Here is a 19,004-nt window from a genome sequence, read left to right as displayed (position 1 = left end):
AAAGCCCGCTATGTCGGGCGCCCATACCGGTCGCAGCCTACCCGGTCATCAAAACAAGGGTCACATCATGAAGACGACAGTTGTCTGCTCGGGCGGACTCGATTCCGTGTCGCTGGCGCATATGGTCGCGGCGCAAGGGAGCCTGACGCGCCTGATCTCCTTCGACTACGGCCAGCGCCACCGCAAGGAGCTGGATTTTGCCGCCGCCGCCGCCCGGCGGCTGGGCGTGCCGCATCACGTCATCGACATGCGCGGGGTGGGGGCGGTGCTGACCGGCTCGGCCCTGACTGGCGGGGCCGAGGTGCCGGACGGGCATTATGCCGAGGAAACCATGCGCATCACCGTGGTCCCGAACCGCAACGCCATCATGCTGACCATCGCCTTCGGCATGGCGGCGGCGATGGGCGACGAGGCGGTGGCGACCGCCGTGCATGGCGGCGATCATTTCATCTATCCCGACTGCCGCCCCGCCTTCACCGAGGCGTTCCAGCACATGCAGGACGCCGCGCTCGACGGCTATGCGCAGTTGCGGCTGCTGACCCCCTTCGTGCATCGGACCAAGGCCGACATCGTGGCCGAGGGCGCGCGCCACGGCACGCCCTTTGCCGAAACCTGGTCCTGCTACAAGGGCGGGGCGGTCCATTGCGGGCGCTGCGGCACCTGCGTCGAGCGGCGCGAGGCCTTCCACCTGGCCGGCATCCCCGACCCGACCGCCTATGAGGATGCGGATTTCTGGCGGCAGGCCATTGCGGAACGGGGGCGGGCCTGATGTTCCGCATCGCGAAGGAGTTCCATTTCTCGGCCTCGCACCAGCTTGCGCATCTGCCGCCGGACCACCAATGCGCCCGGCTGCACGGGCACAATTATGTCGTGGTGGTCGAGCTGGCCGCCGCGGAACTGAACGCCGACGGTTTCGTGCGCGACTATCACGAGCTTGTGCCGCTGAAGCATTACATCGACACGCATTTCGACCATCGCCACCTGAACGAGGTGCTGGACGGCCCCTCGACCGCCGAGAACATGGCGCGGCATTTCCATGACTGGTGCAAGGCGCGCTGGCCCGAGACGGTGGCGGTCCGGGTCTCGGAAACGCCCAAGACCTGGGCCGAGTATCGGCCATGACGCTGCGCATCGCGGAAATCTTCGGCCCGACCATCCAGGGCGAGGGCGCGCTGATCGGCGAGCCCACGGTCTTCGTCCGGGCGGGGGGCTGCGATTATCGTTGCGTCTGGTGCGACAGCCCGCACGCGGTGGAGAGCCGCCACCGCCACGAATGGCGGCCGATGAGCGCCGAGGCGGTCTGGGCCGAGGTGCGGCGCCTGTCCGGCGACCAGCCGCTGACCGTCTCGCTGTCCGGCGGCAATCCGGCTATCCAGGACTTCGCCCCGCTGATCGCGCTGGGGCGGGCGGCCGGCTATCGCTTTGCCTGCGAAACGCAGGGCTCGGTCGCGCAGCCCTGGTTCGCGGATCTCGCCATGCTGGTGCTGTCGCCGAAACCGCCGTCAAGCGGGCAGGTGGTCGATTGGGACGCCTTGGACCGCTGTGTGCAGGCGGGCGAGGGCGCGGGGCAGCGGGTGCTGAAGATCGTGATCTTCGACCAGGCCGACCTGGACTGGGCGCACGAGGCCGCCGCCCGCCATCCCGACCTGCCGCTTTACCTGCAACCCGGCAACCCCGAGACCGACCCCGCCCTGCCGGTCGATCCGCAGGCCCTGGCCGACCGGCTGCTGTGGCTGGTCGAGAACACGGTCGGCCGCGGCTGGCTGAAACCGCGCATCCTGCCGCAGCTGCATGTCCTGATCTGGGGCAACCGGCGCGGCGTCTGACATCCCGGAGGGAAACCATGACCGAGACGATCTACAGCGGCCTCAAGCAATTGGGCGGCGCCACCCGGCTGCCCGAAAGCCCCGACCAGGCCGAGCTGGAGCGGGTGCAGAACCCGCAGGCCGACGTGGCCTATAACGTGCGCTTCACCGCGCCCGAGTTCACCTCGCTCTGCCCGATGACGGGGCAGCCGGATTTCGCGCATCTGGTTATCGACTATGTGCCGGGCGACTGGCTGGTCGAATCGAAATCGCTGAAGCTTTACCTTGGAAGCTTCCGTAATCACGGCGCTTTCCACGAGGATTGCACCGTCTCGATCGGCCGGCGGCTGGCCGGGTTCCTCAAGCCGCGCTGGCTGCGCATCGGCGGCTACTGGTATCCGCGCGGCGGCATGCCCATCGACGTGTTCTGGCAGACCGGCCCCATGCCCGAGGCGGTCTGGATCCCCGACCAAGGCGTGCCGCCCTATCGCGGCCGCGGCTGAACCCCACCCATCCCTGCAAGAAACTATCGGTCGGCGCGGTCCCGGAGTATCGGGCCGCGCCGATTTCGCTTGACAGCCCGGCTGCGAGTATGTGAGCATTTGCCCATCGCATTAGCAAATGCTGATCCGCAGGGGAGGACAATCGAATGAGCATGATGCTGCGCGGCCTGATGGGGGCCTGCGCCATGACGGCGCTGGCGGTGCCTGCAGTGGCCGAGACGCTGACCATCGCCACCGTGAACAATGGCGACATGATCCGCATGCAGAAGATGACCAAGCCGTTCACCGATGCGAACCCGGACATCCAGCTGGAATGGGTGACGCTGGAAGAGAACGTGCTGCGCCAGCGCGTCACCACCGACATCGCCACCAAGGGCGGGCAATACGACATCGTGACCGTCGGCAATTACGAGGTGCCGATCTGGGCCAAGCAGGGCTGGCTGCTCGCGCTCGAGGACATGGGCGAGGATTACGACGCCGCCGACATCCTGCCCCCCATCGCCGAGGGGTTGTCGCTGGACGGCAAGCTTTACGCCGCGCCCTTCTATGGCGAATCCGCGATGATCATGTATCGCACCGACCTGATGGAAAAGGCCGGGCTGGAAATGCCCGAGCGCCCGACCTGGGACTTCGTCTTCGACGCGGCGCGCAAGATGACCGACAAATCGGCCGAGGTCTATGGCATCTGCCTGCGCGGCAAGGCCGGCTGGGGCGAGAACATGGCCTTCCTGACCTCGATGGGCGCCAGCTACGGCGCGCCCTGGTTCGACATGGAATGGAAGCCGCAATTCTCGGGCGAGGCCTGGAAGAAGGCGCTGACCGATTACGTCGCCGTCATGAACGAGGCCGGCCCGCCCGGCGCCTCGTCGAACGGCTTCAACGAGAACCTGGCGCTGTTCCAGACCGGCAAATGCGGCATGTGGATCGACGCCACCGTGGCCGCCAGCTTCGTGTCGAACCCCAAGGACTCGACCGTTGCCGACAAGGTGGGCTATGCGCTGGCCCCCGAGGGCGAGAAGCCGCAGATGTGGCTCTGGGCCTGGACGCTGGCGGTTCCGTCCTCGACCGACGCGCCGGATGCCGCGAAGAAATTCGTCGCCTGGGCAACCTCCAAGGCTTACACCGAGCAGGTCGCGGCGGAAGAGGGCTGGGCGAACGTCCCGCCCGGCACCCGGACTTCGCTTTACGAGAACCCCGCCTATCTTGAGGCCGCGCCCTTTGCCAAGCCGACGCTGGACAGCATCATGTCGGCCGACCTGAAGAACCCGACCACCGTCGAGGTGCCCTATATCGGCACGCAATGGGTGGGCATCCCCGAGTTCCAGGCGCTTGGCACCGCGGTCGGCCAGCAATTCTCGGCCGCCCTGGCCGGGCAGGCCAGCGTCGACCAGGCGTTGCAGATGGCCCAGCAGATCGCCGAGCGCGAGATGGCCAAGGCCGGCTATCCCAAGTGACGCCCGGCCCGGCCTGACGGCCGCGAAACGGCGCAGGGGGCGGCAAGCCCGGCCCCTGCCGCAATCCGAACCCTCATCGCTCGCGTGGGAGGCGCGCCGATGGCTACCCGACATCAGAAAACACTCGCGCGCCTGATGGTCGCGCCCTCGGTCCTGCTGCTGCTGGGCTGGATGATCGTGCCGCTGGCCATGACGCTGTGGTTCAGCTTCCAGAGCTACAACCTGCTCTCGCCCGGCATGGAACAGTTCATCGGCTGGACCAACTACAAGTATTTCCTGTCCGATCCCGCTTTCTGGACGGCGATGCAGAACACGCTGCTGCTGGTCGGGGGCGTGCTGGTCATCACCGTCGGCGGCGGCATCCTGCTGGCCTTGCTGCTGGACCAGCCGATGTTCGGGCAGGGCGTGGTGCGCATCCTGGTGATCGCGCCCTTCTTCATCATGCCGACCGTCTCGGCGCTGGTGTGGAAGAACATGTTCATGAACCCGGTCAACGGGCTTTTCGCCTGGCTCGCCAAGGCGGTGGGGGCGCAGCCCATCGACTTTCTGGCACAGTATCCGCTGCTGTCGATCATCCTGATCGTCGCCTGGCAATGGCTGCCCTTTGCCACGCTGATCCTGCTGACCGCGCTGCAATCCTTGGACAGCGAGCAGATGGAGGCGGCCGAGATGGACGGCGCCGGCACCTGGGCCAAGTTCACCCACCTGATCCTGCCGCACCTGTCGCGCGCCATCACCGTGGTGATCCTGATCGAGACCATCTTCCTGCTTTCGGTCTTTGCCGAGATCCTGGTCACGACCAACGGCGGCCCCGGCTACCAGTCCACCAACCTGACCTATCTGGTCTATAGCCAGGCGCTGCTGCAATTCGACGTGGGCGGCGCATCCGCCGGGGGCATCATTGCCGTCATCCTTGCCAATATCGTCGCGATCTTCCTGATGCGGATGATCGGCAAGACGCTGGAGTAAGAACCATGGCCCGCAAAGTCACGAATAGCCGCCGCTGGACCTTCACCATCCTGGCCTGGGGCGTGGCGCTGCTGATCTTCTTCCCGATCCTGTGGACGATCCTGACCAGCTTCAAGTCCGAGGCCGATGCCATCGCCAGCCCGCCCAAGTTCCTGTTCTTCGACTGGACGACCGAAAACTATGCCGAGGTGCAGTCCCGCTCGCCCTATTTCCGGCATTTCATGAACTCGGTCATCATCTCGGTCGGCTCGACGCTCTTGGGCCTGCTGATCGCCATTCCGGCCGCCTGGTCGATGGCCTTCCAGCCGGCCAAGCGGACCAAGGATCTGCTGATGTGGATGCTGTCGACCAAGATGATGCCGGCCGCGGGCGTGCTGATCCCGATGTATCTGCTGTTCCGGTCCTGGGGCCTTCTGGATACGCGGCTGGGCATCACCGTCGTGCTGATGCTCATCAACCTGCCGATCATCACCTGGATGCTCTATACCTATTTCCGCGAGATCCCGTCCGAGATCCTCGAGGCGGCGCGGATGGACGGCGCCAGCCTGATGAAGGAGATCCTGCATGTGCTGACGCCGATGGCGGTCCCCGGCATCGCCTCGACCCTGCTGCTGAACGTCATCCTGGCCTGGAACGAGGCGTTCTGGACGCTGAACCTGACCACCTCCAGGGCGGCGCCGCTGACGACCTTCATCGCCAGCTATTCCAGCCCCGAGGGGCTCTTTTACGCGAAACTTTCGGCGGCCTCGACCATGGCCATCGCCCCGATCCTGATCCTCGGCTGGTTCAGCCAGAAGCAACTCGTGCGCGGCCTGACCTTCGGCGCGGTGAAATAAGGAGGAAACCATGGGTAGCATCACGCTTCAACAGGTCCGCAAGAGCTTTGGCGATGTCGAGGTCATTCCGGGCGTCGATCTGGAAATCAACGACGGCGAGTTCGTCGTCTTCGTCGGCCCCTCGGGCTGCGGCAAGTCCACGCTGCTGCGGCTGATCGCCGGGCTCGAGGACGTGACCTCGGGCCAGATCATGATCGACGGGCGGGACGTGACCCATGCGCCGCCCTCGCAGCGCAAGCTGGCGATGGTGTTCCAGTCCTATGCGCTTTACCCGCATATGTCGGTCAGGAAGAACATCGCCTTTCCGCTGAAGATGGCCGGCATGGCGGCGGCCGAGCAGGAGCGGCGCGTCCAGCACGCGGCCGGTATCCTGAACCTGACCGATTACCTGGACCGCCGTCCCGGCCAGCTGTCGGGCGGCCAGCGCCAGCGCGTCGCCATCGGCCGGGCCATCGTGCGCGAGCCCTCGGCCTTCCTCTTCGACGAGCCCTTGTCGAACCTCGACGCGGCGCTGCGGGTGAACATGCGGGTCGAGATTTCCGAGCTGCACAAGAAGCTGGCGACGACCATGGTCTATGTCACCCACGACCAGGTCGAGGCGATGACCATGGCCGACAAGATCGTCGTCCTGCGCGCCGGCCGGGTCGAGCAGGTGGGCAGCCCGCTGGAGCTTTACCGCAAGCCCGCCAACCGCTTCGTCGCGGGCTTCATCGGCAGCCCGAACATGAACTTCATCGAGGGCGAGGCCGCGGCGCGCCTGGGCGCCCATGCCATCGGCGTGCGCCCCGAGCATTTTGCCATGTCCACCACCGACGGCGCCTTTGCCGGCACGGTGGGCGTGGCCGAGCATCTGGGCTCGGACACCTTCCTGCATGTCGAACTGGACGGCGGCACCCCCATCGTCGCGCGGGCGGCGGGCGAGTTCCCGGTGGACCACGGCGACCGCATCTGGCTGACCCCGCAGGAAGGCCGGGTCTATCGCTTCGATCAGCAGGGGCTGGCGCTTTGACGGCAGCCCCGTCGGGGTCGCCGCCGCGGCCCCATCCTCACAGATCAGAACCGGGATGAATTCGGATGGACAGGCTTTCCAACCAGACCCTTGACCGCCTCGGCCAGCCGGTGCCGGGCTATGACCGCGCCGCCCTGCGCCCCGGCATCCTGCATTTCGGCGTCGGCAATTTCTTCCGTGCCCACCAGGCCGCCTATCTGGACCGGCTGATGAACATGGGGCTGGCGCAGGACTTCGCCATCATCGGCGCCGGCGTCATGCCGGGCGATGCGCGGATGCGCGACACGCTGGCCGCGCAGGATTACCTCTATACGCTGGTCGAGCAATCGGCCTCCCGCTCGGACGCGCGGGTGCTGGGGCCGATCGTGGACTATATCGCGCCCGGCGACCATGGGCGGGTGATCGCCGCGCTGGCCGATCCGGCGATCCGCATCGTGGCGCTGACCATTACCGAGGGCGGCTATTTCATCGACGCCGCCACCGGGCATTTCGACAGGGCGCATCCCGCCATCGCCGCCGATGCGGCCAATCCCGACGCGCCGCAGACCGTCTTCGGCCTGATCGTCGCGGGGCTCAGGGCGCGCCGCGCGGCGGGGCACGCGCCCTTCACCGTCATGTGCTGCGACAACATCCCGCATAACGGCAACGTCACCTGCGAGGCGGTCGTGGAAACCGCGCGGCTGTCGGACCCGGAACTGGCGGGGTGGATCGCCGCGACCGTGGCCTTTCCGAACGCCATGGTGGACCGCATCACCCCGGCCACCAGCGACCGCGAACGCCGCATGGTGCGCGAGGATTTCGGCATCCAGGACGAGGCCCCGGTCTTTTGCGAGGATTTCATCCAATGGGTGCTGGAGGACAACTTCCCCGCCGGCCGGCCGCCGCTTGAGAAAGCCGGCGTCGAGTTCGTCGCCGACGTGACGCCATGGGAACTGATGAAGATCCGCATCCTGAACGGCGGCCATGCGGTGATCGCCTATCCGGCCGGGCTTCTGGACATCCATTTCGTGCACGAGGCGATGGAGGACGCGCAGGTCCGCGCCTTCCTGGAAAAGATCGAGGCGGACGAGATCATCCCCGCCGTGCCGCCGGTGCCCGGCACCGACCTGCAAGCCTATTTCGCCAAGGTGGCCGAGCGCTGCGCCAATCCCAAGATCGGCGACACGGTGCGCCGGCTGTGCCTGGACGGCTCGAACCGGCAGCCCAAGTTCATCGTGCCGACCATCGCGCATCGGCTTGAGCGCGGGTTGCCCGTGGATGGGCTGGCGCTGGAATCGGCGCTCTGGTGCCGCTATTGCGCCGGCACCAGCGACAGTGGCGCCGTGATCGAGCCGAACGATCCGAACTGGGACCGGCTGGTGCAGGTGGCGCAGGCGGCCCGGACCGACCCCTCGGCCTGGCTCGACATGGCCGAGATCTATGGCGAGACCGGCCGCGATCCGCGCCTGGCCGAACCCTTTGCCCGCTGGCTCGCCATGCTGTGGGACAAGGGCACGCGCGCGACGCTCGACGCCTATCTCAAGGGCTGAGGGCTTGGCGCGCGGGCTGATCTTCGACTGCGACGGGGTGCTGGTCGATTCCGAGCCCCTGGCCGCGGCCGAGATCGAGGCGCTGCTGCAAGGGCTGGGCGCGCCGATCACCCGCGCCCGCATCTATGACGAGTTCCTGGGCCGTTCCTTTTCGACCATCGTCGAGGCGGCGCGGGACCAGGGCGTGGACCTGGGCCCGGCGCTGCCCGGCTATGCCGAGGCCCTGGCGCTGCGTTTTCGCCGCGAATTGCGCCCGGTGCCCGGCATGGCCGAGGCGCTGGCGCAACTCTCGGGGCCGCGCGCCGTGGCCTCGTCCAGCGCGCCCGAGCGGCTGCAGCTGTCGCTGTCGCTGACCGGGCTTGCGCCGCTGTTCGGGCCGCATGTCTATTCCGCGACGCAGGTGGCGCGCGGCAAGCCCGAGCCCGACCTGTTCCTGTTCGCCGCCCGGCACCTGGGCATCGCCCCGGCCGATTGCGTGGTGATCGAGGACAGCCCGGCCGGGCTGCGCGCCGCCCGCGCGGCGGGGATGCGGGTGATCGGCTTTCTGGGCGGCAGCCATGCCGCCCCCGCGCGCCTGGCCGAAAAGCTGGCGGCGCTGGCCCCCGATGCGCTGATTGACCAGGCGCGGGATTTGCCCAAGACTTTGGCCGGTCTGGGCTAGGGAAGGGGAATCGGCGTGCTGATCGGGGCCGTGGATGTGGGCTCGGCCCGCGCGCGAGCGGGGCTTTTCACCCCCAACGGCCGGCTGGTCGCCCGCGCAAGCCGCGGCTTCGCCACCCTTCCGGGGCCCGACCGGCAAGCCATGCACGATTTCGCCGAGATCTGGCGGGCCGTGGCCGAGGCCCTTGCCGAGGCGCGGCGGCAGGCCGGCGCCAGCCCGGCGCAGGTCGGCGCGCTGGCCTTTGACGCCACCTGCTCGCTGGTGGTCGAGGCGCCGGGCTTTGCCCCCGACGTGATCGCCTGGCACGACCACCGCGCCGTGGCCGAGGCGGCCGAACTGAGCCGCATCCCGCATGAGATCGTCGCGCGGGCCGGCGGCTCGGTCTCGCCCGAGATGCAGACGCCGAAGCTGATGTGGCTTCGCCGCCACAGGCCCGAGGTCTGGGCGGCGCTGACGGGCGTGCGCGACCTTTGCGACCACCTGGCCTTTCGCGCCACCGGCATCGAGGCGCGTTCGCTTTGCGCCGCGGCGGCAAAATGGCCCTGGCTGCCCGACCGCGGCGGCTGGCAGCAGGACTTGCTGGACCGGGCCGGGATCGCCGATTTCCCGCGCCCCGGCCCGGTGCTGCCGCCCGGCACGCGCATCGGCCCGCTGTCGCCGCAAGGCGCGGCCGAGCTGGGGCTGGAGCCCGAGACGCTGGTCGCCGCCGGGCTGATCGACGCCTTTGCCGGCGCGCTCGGCGCGGCACCGGAGATGCCGGCGCTGATCGCCGGCACCTCGAATTGCGTCATGGCGACGGGGCTCGCGCCGCGCGCGGCGCTGTGGGGGCCCTATCCGGGCGCGATCCTGCCCGGCGAAAGCGTCAGCGAGGGCGGCCAGTCCGCCACCGGCGCGCTGCTGGAGCGGGTGCGCGGGCTTTACCCGCAGCCTGCGGGCCATGACGACATCCTGGCCCGGATCGCCGCCGATCCCGAGCCCGAGCCGGACCTGCATGTCCTGCCCGACATCAAGGGCAGCCGCACGCCCTTTGCCGATCCGCTGCTGCGCGGCGCGATCCACGGCCTGACGCTGGAGCGCAGCCCGCAGGCGCTGGACGCACTGTATTGGCGCGCGGCGGTGGGCATCGCCTTGGGGACGCGGCAGGTCATCGCCCATATGGGGCTGGCGCCCGCCGCGCTGGCCATGGCCGGGGGGCAGGCGCGCTCGGCCCTGCTGCGCCAGCTCTATGCCGATGCCATCGGGGCCGAGATCCACTGGCAGCCCGAGGATGCGGTGCTGCGCGGCACCGCCATCGCCGCCGCAGCGCCGCTTCTGGGCGGCATCCGCGCGGCGCGGGCACGCTTCGCCCGCCCGGTCGAGATCACCCGCCCCGAGCCCGCCGCCCGCGCCCGGCGCGAGCGGGACTGGCGCATCTTCCTGCGCATGCAGCAGCAGCGCGCCGAGATCGCGGCGATGTAGGGGTCAATCGGCCAGCAGCGCCGCCCCGGTCTCGGCATCGGTGATCAGCCCGCTGACCAGCCCGCCGCGCAGCGCGCCGCGGATCGCCGGCACCTTTTCGACACCATGGGCGGCGCCGATGACCAGCGTCGTCTCGCGCGGGGGGATCGGGGCCGAGGCCACGCGGTCGTTGCTGAGCCCAGGCACCAGCGCGCCCTGCGCGTCATAGGCCCAGCCGGTGATCTCGCCCACCGCGCCGGCCGCGACCAGCGCGTCCAGGTCGGGCTGCGACAGGAACCCGTCCAGCATCAGCGGCGCGCGCGCGCCCACCGTGCCGATGCCGACAAAGGCCACCGCGGCCTCGGCCGACATGCGGATCAGCCGCTCGATGCTGGGCTGGCCGTTGACCGCCTGCCGCTCGCGCACGCTGGGGGCGATGACCGGCAAGGGCAGGGGAAAGCTGCGCGCTGTCACCAGGTCCGAAAGCGTGAACAGCACGTTGTAATAGGCGGTCGAGCCGTCGGGCGCGATATTGCCGGTCAGCGAGACGATGCGGTGCTGCGGGCAGTCGATGTGCGGCAATTGCGCGATGGCGCTGCGCAGGGTGCGGCCGGTGCCGATGGCCATGGTCATCGGCTCGGGGCGGCGCAGCCATTGCTCGATCGCATCGGCCAGCATCAGCGCCACCCCGGCCTCGGGGGCGTCCGAAGGGGCGATCTGGCAGAACGCCAGCGCGTATTTGCGCTGCAATCCGGCGGCAATATCCATGCAATGCGCAAAGGGATGGTCGATGCGGATCTTGACGATGCCCTCGGCCATGGCCTGCGCCACCAGGCGCTGCGCGGTCTGGCGCGAGATGCCCATGATCCCCGCGATCTCGTCCTGGGTCTTGCCCGCGACATAGGAAAGCCACGCCGCCTTGGCCGCCTGTTCCAGTTTCCGGCCCTGGTTCGACATGGATGGGGCTTTTCCGTCTTTCGCGCTGGTTCGGGTCGCTTTTGCGGTTCCTGTGTAGCGTGCCTGCGGCCCGGCTGTCCAGCGCACCCCGCGCGGGCCGGGGCTGCGGCAAAAGCGCCCCGGATAAAATATGACCTTCACATTCATGTTTGATCGGCCTATGCAGGCGGGGTCATCCCGGCGCGCCCGCAGCCCATGCCCGCCGCCGCTATGCCGCATCGCAAGCCCTGTGCCAGCCGTCTCATTGCCACCCTCGCGCCGCGCATTGCCGTGGGCGCTGTCCCCTGCGGGAAGATCAAGGACGTGCCGACATGGACGCTGACGACAAGACGAAACGCTTTGCGCGAATGATCCCCGCCCTGACTGGGCTGGCGGCGGCCGGGCTGTCCTTGCAGGCCGGGGCCGCCCTGGCGCAATCGGCCGCGCCCGGCGCGGTGATCGTGCTGGACGAGATCGAGATCCGCGCCGACACCACCGCGCGGCGCTTCGAGGCGACGCCCGGCGCGGTCACGCTGATCGACCGCAGCGAGGCCATGGGCGAGGCGGCGCCGACGCTGGCCGACTCGCTTTCCGAGGTGCCGGGCGTGGTCGTGCAGGAATTCTTCGGCGGCAACGACCAGCCGCGCATCCAGATCCGCGGCTCGGGCCTGCAGCAGAACCCGGCCGAGCGCGGCTTGCTGATCCTTCAGGACGGGATGCCGGTGAACCGCGCCGACGGCTCCTATGTCGTGGGCCTTGCCGCGCCGGGCCAGGCCGAGAGCATCGAGGTGTTTCGCGGCGCCGCGGCCAACCGCATCGGCGCCAACGTGCTGGGCGGCGCGATCAACTTCGCCTCGCCCTCGGGGGCGACGGCGCCGGGGGTGCGGCTCAGCTTCGGCGGCGGTAGCTTCGGGCGGGGCGAGGTCGCGGGCAGCTATGGCATCGACGGCGAGCGGGCCGATGTGCTGCTGCGCTTCGAACATGCGCAGAAGGACGGCTATCGCGACTACAACGGCTCGCGCCGCAGCGCCATCGGCGGCAACGTCACCCTGCAGACCGGCGAGGCGGTGACGCGGCTGTTCTTCAGCCATACCGACCTGGAATTCGACGTGGCCGGGCCGCTGACCTGGGACGCGATCCAGAACGATCCCGAAAGCAACCATGCCGGCCCGGTGATCGTCGGAGGCAATGCGGTCGGTCCGGGACCGAACGTGCTGCGCGACCAGCCGCGGCGCGACACCCGCCAGACCCTGGCAGGCGCGCGCACGACGCTGGAGCGCGGCGAGAACATCTATGACTTCGGCCTGAGCCTGTCGCGGACCGACGACAGCTTCGCCTTTCCGATCTCGGCCGGGTTCCGCGACACCGAGGGCAGCGACGCCACGCTGACCGCGCGCTACAGCCGGCTGGGCGAGGGGGAATTGCCGCTGTTCGAGACCGGGCTGACCTGGTCCTTCGGCAAGGCCGACCGCGACTATGACCACAACCTGGGCGGCGCGCGCGGCCCGGCCTTCGGCCGCAACCGCCTGACGGCCGATACGCTGTCCATCTTTGCCGGGGCGAACCTGCCATGGGGCGGCTTCACCCTGTCGCCCTCGATCGCCTTCAACCATGCCAGCCGCGAAAGCGAGGATCGCTGGACTGCCGCGACCCGGCCGACCGTGGCCTACAGCCCGATGAACCCCGGCATGCGCCTGCCCGATGGTGCTGTGCCGGCGACCTCGACCAGCTACGACCGCAGCTATAGCGGCTTCACCCCGGCGCTGGCCCTGTCCTGGGCCCCGGCCGAGGGGCAGTTCGCCTGGATCTCGCTGGCGCGCGGCTTCGAGCCGCCGACCCATGACGACCTGCTGGGCACGGTGGGCGGCACGCCCAACAGCGGGCCGGGCCGGCCGAACCCCGCCGATCCCGCCGCGCCTGCGGCCATGTTCGCCACGCCCGATCTGGAGGCGCAGACCTCGACCACGCTGGAGCTGGGCTGGCGCGGGACATGGCAGCGCCTGTCCTGGGATGCGACCGTCTATCACGCGCGGCTGAAGAACGAGCTGCTGTCGCTGCGCGACGTGACCGGCGCCACGCTCGCCTCGGTCAATGCCGGGCGGACGCGGCACAGCGGGATCGAGCTTGGCCTGTCGGGCGAGCTGACGGAAACGCTGTCGGGGCGGCTGGCCTGGACCTGGCAGGATTTCCGCTTCGACGACGATCCCTTGCGCGGCGACAACCGCATCGCCGGCGCGCCGCGCAACGTCGTCACGCTGGCGCTGGACTGGCGCCCGGTCGAGCGGCTGACGCTGCACGGCAAGCTGCATTGGGTGCCGGGCAGGACGCCGGTGGACAACATGAACACGGTCTTCAACGATTCCTATGCGCTGGTGGACCTGGGCGCCGAATATGCGCTGACCGAGAATGCCGCGGTCCATGTCGAGGTCACGAACCTGACCGATGAGCGCTATGCCGCCTCGACCCTGGTGCTGGACCAGGCGGTGGCGGGGCAGGCGGCCTTCATCCCCGGCGAGGGGCGGGCCTTCTACCTGGGCACGCGGCTGCGGTTCTGATGATGGCGGTCGCCGCTTTCGCCCCGTCGCCGCCCGCCCCGCGGATCTGGCCCCAGGCCGGGCCGCGCCGGGCCCTGGCGCGTGCCATTGACCGCCTGGCGCGGGCCGTGCTTTTGTGCGGGCGGATCGAGGAAGCCCCCTGCATGCGACTGACCAGCTTTTCGGATTACGCCCTGCGCCTGCTGATCTATGCGGCGCGGCATCCCGACCGGCTGGTCACGATCGAAGAGGCGGCCGCTGCCTATGACATCTCGCGCAGCCACCTGACCAAGGTGGCGAACGTGCTGACGCGGGCGGGGTTCCTGAACTCGGTCCGCGGCCGCTCGGGCGGGCTGGAGCTGGGGCGCGACCCCGCCGCGCTGCCCCTGGGCGAGGTGCTGCGCGTGACCGAGCCGGACATGGCCGCCGCCGAATGCTTCGGCCCCGAAGAGATCCGCGACCCGAACCGCCCCGGCGCGCTGGACGCGGCGATCCGCGACGCGCTGGCCGCCTTCCTGCAAGTGATGGACCACCGCACGCTGGCCGACCTGCTGGCCGAGGAACAGGAGTGAGCCATGGTTTTTCCCGCCTTCTTCGCTGATGCGCCGGCGATCCGGCTCCGCGATCCCCTGGCGGGCTTCCTGGGCTCGGCCGAGGACGGGGTGATGACCTATCGCTATGCTGACGCCGTGCGGCTTTGCGGCCATTCCTGCCCGGTGGTGGCCGGGGCCTGGCTGATGGCGCTGGCCGGGCTGGAATGGCTTTACGGCGACGACCTGCCCGAACGCGGCGGCATCGAGGTCCACATGCGCGACGGCGTCGGGCAGGGCACGACCGGGGTCGTCGCCTCGGTCGCGACGCTGCTGACCGGCGCGGCGGCCGAGGGCGGCTTTCACGGCATCGGCGCGGGGCACCTGTTCGCGCGCCGCGGGCTCTTGCGCTTCGAGGCGCCGATCGACGGGGTGATGGCGCTGCGCCGGCGCGACAATGGCGCCGGCGTGGTCGTCGACATCGACACCGGCCATGTGCCCCACGATCCCGCCATGGCCGAGCTGATGCCGCGTGCGGTCGCGGGGCGGGCCGAGCCGGCCGAGCTGGCCCGTTTCGCGGCGCTGTTCCAGGACCGGGTGCGACGGATGCTGGCGGCGGCCGACGATCCCAAGCTGGTCCATCTCTACGATTGGCCCGCGGCATGAGCCTGCCGGCCTGGCCCGACGACGCCGCGCCCTATCGGCGCACGCCGGAGTTCACCGAGGCCAGCGTGCCCAAGGGCCTCTTGCGCGCCCATGCGACCCGGCCCGGCACCTGGGCGCGGCTGCATGTGCTTGAGGGCGGGCTGGTCTTTCGCGACCTGGTCGACGGGGCCGAACTGCTCTTGGGACCGGGCATCCATCCGCTGATCCACCCCGAGCGGCTGCACGAGGTCGCGGCTGCGGGTCCGGTGCGGTTTTTCATCGAGTTCTGCGCCCGGCCGGGGGATTTCGCGGCGCCGGCCTGACCTAAATCAAGGACGGTCGGTCCCGGCGGCCTATGGTATCGTCAACCCCGCGCCAGCCCTCCGCCAGCGATCCCCCGTTCATCTTGCGACTGCCAGGAGGGCAGACATGTCCCAAACCCCTCGTCATCCCTCGCGCCGCGCCCTTCTTGCCGGGGCCGGCGCGCTTGCCGCCACCCTGGCGGCGCCCGGCATCCTGCGCGCAGCACCCCTGGCGCGGCTTGCGCTGTTCGGACCGCCTGCCGGGCCCAGCATCACCCTGGCCCATGCCGTGGCCAGCGGCGCGCTGAAGGATCTGTCGGCCGAGGTGTCGCTGACCGTCTGGCGCACCCCGGACGAGTTGCGCGCCGGGCTGACCTCGGGGACCATCGACCTGTCGGTGGTGCCGGTGCAGGTCGCCGCGAATCTCTATAACCGCGGCATGGGGCTGCGGCTGGTCAATACCATGACCGACGGGCTGCTGTTCATCGTGGCCGAATCCGGCGTGGTCGCCGATTTCGCCGGGCTGGAGGGCAGGCGCCTGGCCGTGCCCTTCGTCAACGACACGCCCGATTTCGTGCTGCGCGCGCTGCTGGCGCGGCAGGGCATCGCCGACAAGGTGCAGCTGGTGCCCGTCGGCAGCCCCATCGAGGCGGCGCAGATGCTGCTGGCCGGCCAGATCGAGGCGGCGCTGCTCAGCGAGCCGGCCTCCAGCGTGGCGATCATGCGCGGGCGGACCGTGGGCAAGGCTTTCGCGCGGGTGATCGACCTGCAAGAGGAATGGGGCCGGCAGGGTGATGTCGGCCCGGTGCTGCCGCAGGCCGGGCTGGCCGCGACCGACGCCTTCATGGCCGGCGGCGCCGAGGTGCTGGCGCCCTTGCAGGCCGCGCTGGCGCAGGCGAACGGCGAGGTGCTGGCCGATCCGGTACAGGCCGCGACCGAAGCCGCCGGCGCCCTGGACATGCCTGCCCCGATCCTGGCGCTCTCGGTGCCGCATTCCCGGCTGGCCGTGCGCCCCGCCGGCGAGGCGCGGCCGGCGATCGAGGCGATCCTGTCGCTGATGGCCGAAACCGATGCCGCGATCATCGGCGGCAAGCTGCCCGACGACGGGTTCTATCTGCTGTGAGCCTGCTTTCGGCCTGTCTCGACCGGCTGGCGCGGCTGGGCCGGTTCCTGTGGTCGGCCTGGGCGGGGCTCGCGGGCCTGGCGCTGATCGGCGCGCTGTGGCAGGCCGGGCACGAGGCCTATGGCGATTTCATCCTGACCGCGCCGCTGGACACGCTGGCCGCGGCGGCGCGGCTTATGCACGAGGGCAGGGCGCAGGAACTGCTGGCCCTGACCACCGCCCGCGCGCTGGCCGGCTTCGGGCTTTGCGCGCTGATCGGCACGCTTTTCGGGGTGGCGGCGGGCTATTCCCCGGCCACGCTGCGGCTGTCGCGGCCGATCCTGACCCTGCTTCTGGGCGTGCCGCCCATCGCCTGGATCGTGCTGGCGATGATCTGGTTCGGCCCCTCGGACCTGACCGTGGCGGTGACGATCCTGATCTCGGCCACGCCGGTCGTCTTCGTCGGCGCGGTCGAGGGGGTGGTGACGCGCGACCGCGGCCTGGACGACATGGCGCAGGTCTTTGGCGCCGGGCCGCTGCGGCGCTTCCTGTTCGTCTCGGCCCGGCAGATTTCGGCGCAGCTGTTCCCGGCGCTGATCCTGGCGCTCGGCTCGGCCTTCAAGGTGGCGATCATGGCCGAGCTGCTGGCCAATGCCGGCGGCATCGGCGGCGCGCTGGCGCGGGCGCGGGCCATGCTGGACATCGCCGAGGCGCTGGCCTGGGTCAGCCTGGCCGTCGCCGCGCTGATCGCGGTCGAATACGTGCTGATCCGCCCGGTCCGGGCCGAGCTGGAGCGCTGGCGCGAGGCCGCAGCGCCCTGGGGCGTCAAGCGATGAGCCTGCTGGAACTGAACCGCATCGGCCACGCCTTTTTCGGCCGCACCGTGCTCGAAGGCATCACGCTGGGCGTCGCCCGGCAAGAGATCGTGGCGCTGGTCGGGCCGTCGGGTTCGGGCAAGTCCACGCTTGCGCATATCGCCGCCGGGCTGGTCGAGCCGCGCGAGGGGCGCATCGCCCGCCACTACCTGCGCCACGCGATGGTCTTCCAGGAGCCGCGGCTGATGCCCTGGGCCACCGCGGCCGGCAATATCGGCTTTCCGCTGCGCCTGTCGCGCGCGCCGCGCCGGATGCGGCGCCGGGTGATCGCCGATGCCGCCCTGCGCGCCGGCCTGCTGCCCGAGGATCTGGGGAAATACCCGTCCGAGCTTTCGGGCGGCATGCGCCAGCGCGCCGCCATCGCCCGCGCCCTGGTGACGGACCCGGATTTCATCTATTTCGACGAACCCTTCACCGCGCTGGATGTGGCGCTGAAGCGGCGGATGCAGGATCTGGTGATCGAGGCCGCCGCCTCGGCGCGCTTCGCCGCGCTCTTCATCACCCATGACCTGCTGGAGGCGATCCGCATCAGCCACCGCATCCTGGTCCTGGACGCGGGCGGGCGCGGCATCGCCGGCGAGCGCCTGCCGCCGGGCAGCCCCGGCACCCGCGACGAGGCGGCGATCTTTGCCCTGCGCCAGCACTACCTGACCGCCGACCCGCTGTTTGCGCATATCCACGACATCGACGAACGGCTGCGCCCATGACGCCTCCGCTGCACCGCGTGCTGTCCGACGAAGGCTTCCGGCTGTTCTTTCCGCTGGCGGCGCTGCATGCCGGGCTGTGGCCGCTCGTCTGGGTCGGGCTCTGGTCCTTCGACCTGCCCCTTGCGCGGCAGATCCCGGCCGGCATCTGGCATGCGAACGAGATGATCTTCGGCGCCTGGGGCGCGGCGCTGCTGGGCTTTCTGACCACCGCCGCGCCGGAATGGAGCGACACCCCCCGCCTGCGCGGACGGCCGCTTTGGGTGCTGGCCGCACTTTGGGGCCTGGCGCGGATCGCGGGGCTTCTGGGCGCGGACCTGCTGGTCCTGCCGGCGATGCTGGCGGACCTGGCCTGGCTGGTGCTGCTGCTGGCCTATCTGCTCAAGGTCTCGCTGCAGCAGCGGACCACGCGGCTGCTCAGCTTTGCGGGCTGGCTTTTCGCGCTGGCGCTGGCCGGGCTGATGGCGCGCATGGCGATGCTGGCCGGGCAGGCCGAGGCGGCGGCGGAATGGCTGCGCGTCGCCGGACTGGTGTTTCTGGGGCTGCTGTCGCTGGCGCTGGCGCGCATCAGCGTGCCGGTGACGAATATCGTGCTGGACCCCAGCGAAAGCACCTCGCCCTTTCGGCCGCATCCGGGGCGGCTGAACCTGTCGGCCGGCTTGGTGGCGCTGGCCCTGGCGGGGCAGGTCGCGGGGCTCTCGCCGGCGGTCGCGGGCTTTCTGTGGATCGCCGCCGGCGCCGCCTTCATGGACCGCATGGCCGAGGGCTTTGTCGGTGCCGAGGCGTTTCGCGCCGAGATCATGGTGCTGATGGCGGCGGCGGGATTTGCCGGCGCGGGGCTGCTGGGCTTGGGTGCCGCCGCGCTTGGCGCGCCCTGGGCCGAGGCCGGGCCGCTGCATCTGGCGCTGATGGGCGGCCTGGGCCTGGGCGTGCTGGCGGTGCTGGCGATCGCCGGGCGGTTCCATACCGGGCAGGGGCTTGGCCTGAACCGGCCGACCCGCGCGGCTTTCGTGCTGGCTGGACTGGCGGTGCTGCTGCGCGCCCTGCCCGAGATGGGGCTGATGCCGTGGCCGCCCGGCCCGCTGCACCTGCTCGCCGCCCTGCTGTGGGCGGCGGCGTTCCTGCTGTGGCTGGCCGATTACTGGCCGGCGATACGCCGCCTGCCCTAGGGGG

20 protein-coding genes are annotated in these 19,004 nt (G+C 70.0%); 19 read left to right on the top strand and 1 reads right to left on the bottom strand.

Translation table 11 applies throughout. The features are described from left to right. Positions 1–67: 67 nt before the first annotated feature. From queC to E3U25_RS07500, 11 genes are all read left to right on the top strand, one after another. A complete protein-coding gene (gene queC, locus E3U25_RS07550) occupies positions 68–769 on the top strand; it encodes a 7-cyano-7-deazaguanine synthase QueC (RefSeq protein ID WP_072463688.1) in 702 nt (233 codons plus the stop codon). Further along, on the top strand, positions 769–1,122 hold the full coding sequence (locus E3U25_RS07545; RefSeq protein WP_116220753.1) for a 6-pyruvoyl trahydropterin synthase family protein: 354 nt from the start codon (positions 769–771) through the stop codon (positions 1,120–1,122). Before queC ends, E3U25_RS07545 begins: the two co-directional genes overlap by 1 nt. Beyond that, a complete protein-coding gene (gene queE, locus E3U25_RS07540; protein WP_116220754.1) occupies positions 1,119–1,826 on the top strand; it encodes a 7-carboxy-7-deazaguanine synthase QueE in 708 nt (235 codons plus the stop codon). The genes E3U25_RS07545 and queE overlap by 4 nt, the downstream gene beginning before the upstream one ends. Positions 1,827–1,843: 17 nt before the next feature. Then, positions 1,844–2,308 (top strand): preQ(1) synthase, encoded by a 465-nt coding sequence (gene queF / locus E3U25_RS07535; RefSeq protein WP_072463691.1) that lies wholly within the window; start codon positions 1,844–1,846, stop codon positions 2,306–2,308. 146 nt (positions 2,309–2,454) lie between these two features. Next, complete coding sequence (locus E3U25_RS07530) at positions 2,455–3,762, top strand: ABC transporter substrate-binding protein (RefSeq protein ID WP_036757743.1); 1,308 nt, start codon at positions 2,455–2,457, stop codon at positions 3,760–3,762. Positions 3,763–3,861: 99 nt separating this feature from the next. Beyond that, positions 3,862–4,731 (top strand): carbohydrate ABC transporter permease, encoded by an 870-nt coding sequence (locus E3U25_RS07525; RefSeq protein ID WP_036757744.1) that lies wholly within the window; start codon positions 3,862–3,864, stop codon positions 4,729–4,731. A gap of 5 nt (positions 4,732–4,736) precedes the next feature. Then, complete coding sequence (locus tag E3U25_RS07520) at positions 4,737–5,567, top strand: carbohydrate ABC transporter permease (RefSeq protein WP_036757746.1); 831 nt, start codon at positions 4,737–4,739, stop codon at positions 5,565–5,567. Positions 5,568–5,577: 10 nt separating this feature from the next. Next, the gene (locus tag E3U25_RS07515; protein ID WP_036757748.1) at positions 5,578–6,576 is read left to right on the top strand and encodes an ABC transporter ATP-binding protein; all 999 of its coding nucleotides are present in this window, start codon (positions 5,578–5,580) and stop codon (positions 6,574–6,576) included. Between the two features lie 65 nt (positions 6,577–6,641). Continuing rightward, positions 6,642–8,105, top strand: coding sequence for a mannitol dehydrogenase family protein (locus tag E3U25_RS07510; RefSeq protein ID WP_116220755.1), 1,464 nt, complete (start codon positions 6,642–6,644; stop codon positions 8,103–8,105). Positions 8,106–8,109: 4 nt separating this feature from the next. Further along, positions 8,110–8,766 (top strand): HAD-IA family hydrolase, encoded by a 657-nt coding sequence (locus E3U25_RS07505; protein ID WP_116220756.1) that lies wholly within the window; start codon positions 8,110–8,112, stop codon positions 8,764–8,766. Positions 8,767–8,781: 15 nt separating this feature from the next. Next, entirely contained in the window at positions 8,782–10,224 is a 1,443-nt protein-coding gene (locus tag E3U25_RS07500) for an FGGY-family carbohydrate kinase (RefSeq protein WP_116220757.1), read from the top strand. A gap of 3 nt (positions 10,225–10,227) precedes the next feature. Here the strand turns inward: E3U25_RS07500 and E3U25_RS07495 are convergent, their stop codons facing one another. Further along, positions 10,228–11,160: a sugar-binding transcriptional regulator gene (locus tag E3U25_RS07495; RefSeq protein ID WP_114535884.1), complete on the bottom strand. Its 933-nt coding sequence runs from the start codon at positions 11,158–11,160 to the stop codon at positions 10,228–10,230. A 311-nt stretch (positions 11,161–11,471) separates the two neighbouring features. On the opposite strand from E3U25_RS07495, the gene E3U25_RS07490 reads away from it, so the two are divergent. The 8 genes from E3U25_RS07490 to E3U25_RS07455 all read left to right on the top strand — a co-directional run bounded on the left by E3U25_RS07490 (position 11,472) and on the right by E3U25_RS07455 (position 19,000). Further along, positions 11,472–13,694, top strand: coding sequence for a TonB-dependent receptor family protein (locus tag E3U25_RS07490; protein WP_116220758.1), 2,223 nt, complete (start codon positions 11,472–11,474; stop codon positions 13,692–13,694). Between the two features lie 143 nt (positions 13,695–13,837). Continuing rightward, complete coding sequence (locus E3U25_RS07485; protein WP_114535901.1) at positions 13,838–14,245, top strand: RrF2 family transcriptional regulator; 408 nt, start codon at positions 13,838–13,840, stop codon at positions 14,243–14,245. A 3-nt stretch (positions 14,246–14,248) separates the two neighbouring features. After that, positions 14,249–14,869 (top strand): hypothetical protein, encoded by a 621-nt coding sequence (locus E3U25_RS07480; RefSeq protein WP_116220759.1) that lies wholly within the window; start codon positions 14,249–14,251, stop codon positions 14,867–14,869. Beyond that, positions 14,866–15,171, top strand: coding sequence for a TehB family protein (locus tag E3U25_RS07475; RefSeq protein WP_036757758.1), 306 nt, complete (start codon positions 14,866–14,868; stop codon positions 15,169–15,171). Before E3U25_RS07480 ends, E3U25_RS07475 begins: the two co-directional genes overlap by 4 nt. 106 nt (positions 15,172–15,277) lie before the next feature. After that, positions 15,278–16,273, top strand: a complete 996-nt coding sequence (locus E3U25_RS07470) for an ABC transporter substrate-binding protein (RefSeq protein WP_116220760.1) — start codon at positions 15,278–15,280, stop codon at positions 16,271–16,273. Then, on the top strand, positions 16,270–17,088 hold the full coding sequence (locus E3U25_RS07465) for an ABC transporter permease (protein ID WP_072463698.1): 819 nt from the start codon (positions 16,270–16,272) through the stop codon (positions 17,086–17,088). Before E3U25_RS07470 ends, E3U25_RS07465 begins: the two co-directional genes overlap by 4 nt. Next, a complete protein-coding gene (locus E3U25_RS07460; RefSeq protein ID WP_036757760.1) occupies positions 17,085–17,834 on the top strand; it encodes an ABC transporter ATP-binding protein in 750 nt (249 codons plus the stop codon). Before E3U25_RS07465 ends, E3U25_RS07460 begins: the two co-directional genes overlap by 4 nt. Continuing rightward, the gene (locus E3U25_RS07455; RefSeq protein WP_116220761.1) at positions 17,831–19,000 is read left to right on the top strand and encodes an NnrS family protein; all 1,170 of its coding nucleotides are present in this window, start codon (positions 17,831–17,833) and stop codon (positions 18,998–19,000) included. Before E3U25_RS07460 ends, E3U25_RS07455 begins: the two co-directional genes overlap by 4 nt. The last annotated feature ends 4 nt before the right edge of the window (positions 19,001–19,004 follow it).

This window comes from Paracoccus versutus (assembly GCF_029909795.1).
Taxonomy (GTDB): Bacteria; Pseudomonadota; Alphaproteobacteria; order Rhodobacterales; family Rhodobacteraceae; genus Paracoccus; species Paracoccus versutus.
The sequence above is the reverse complement of the archived record's forward strand: the minus strand, read 5'-3'. Positions and strand labels throughout refer to the sequence as shown.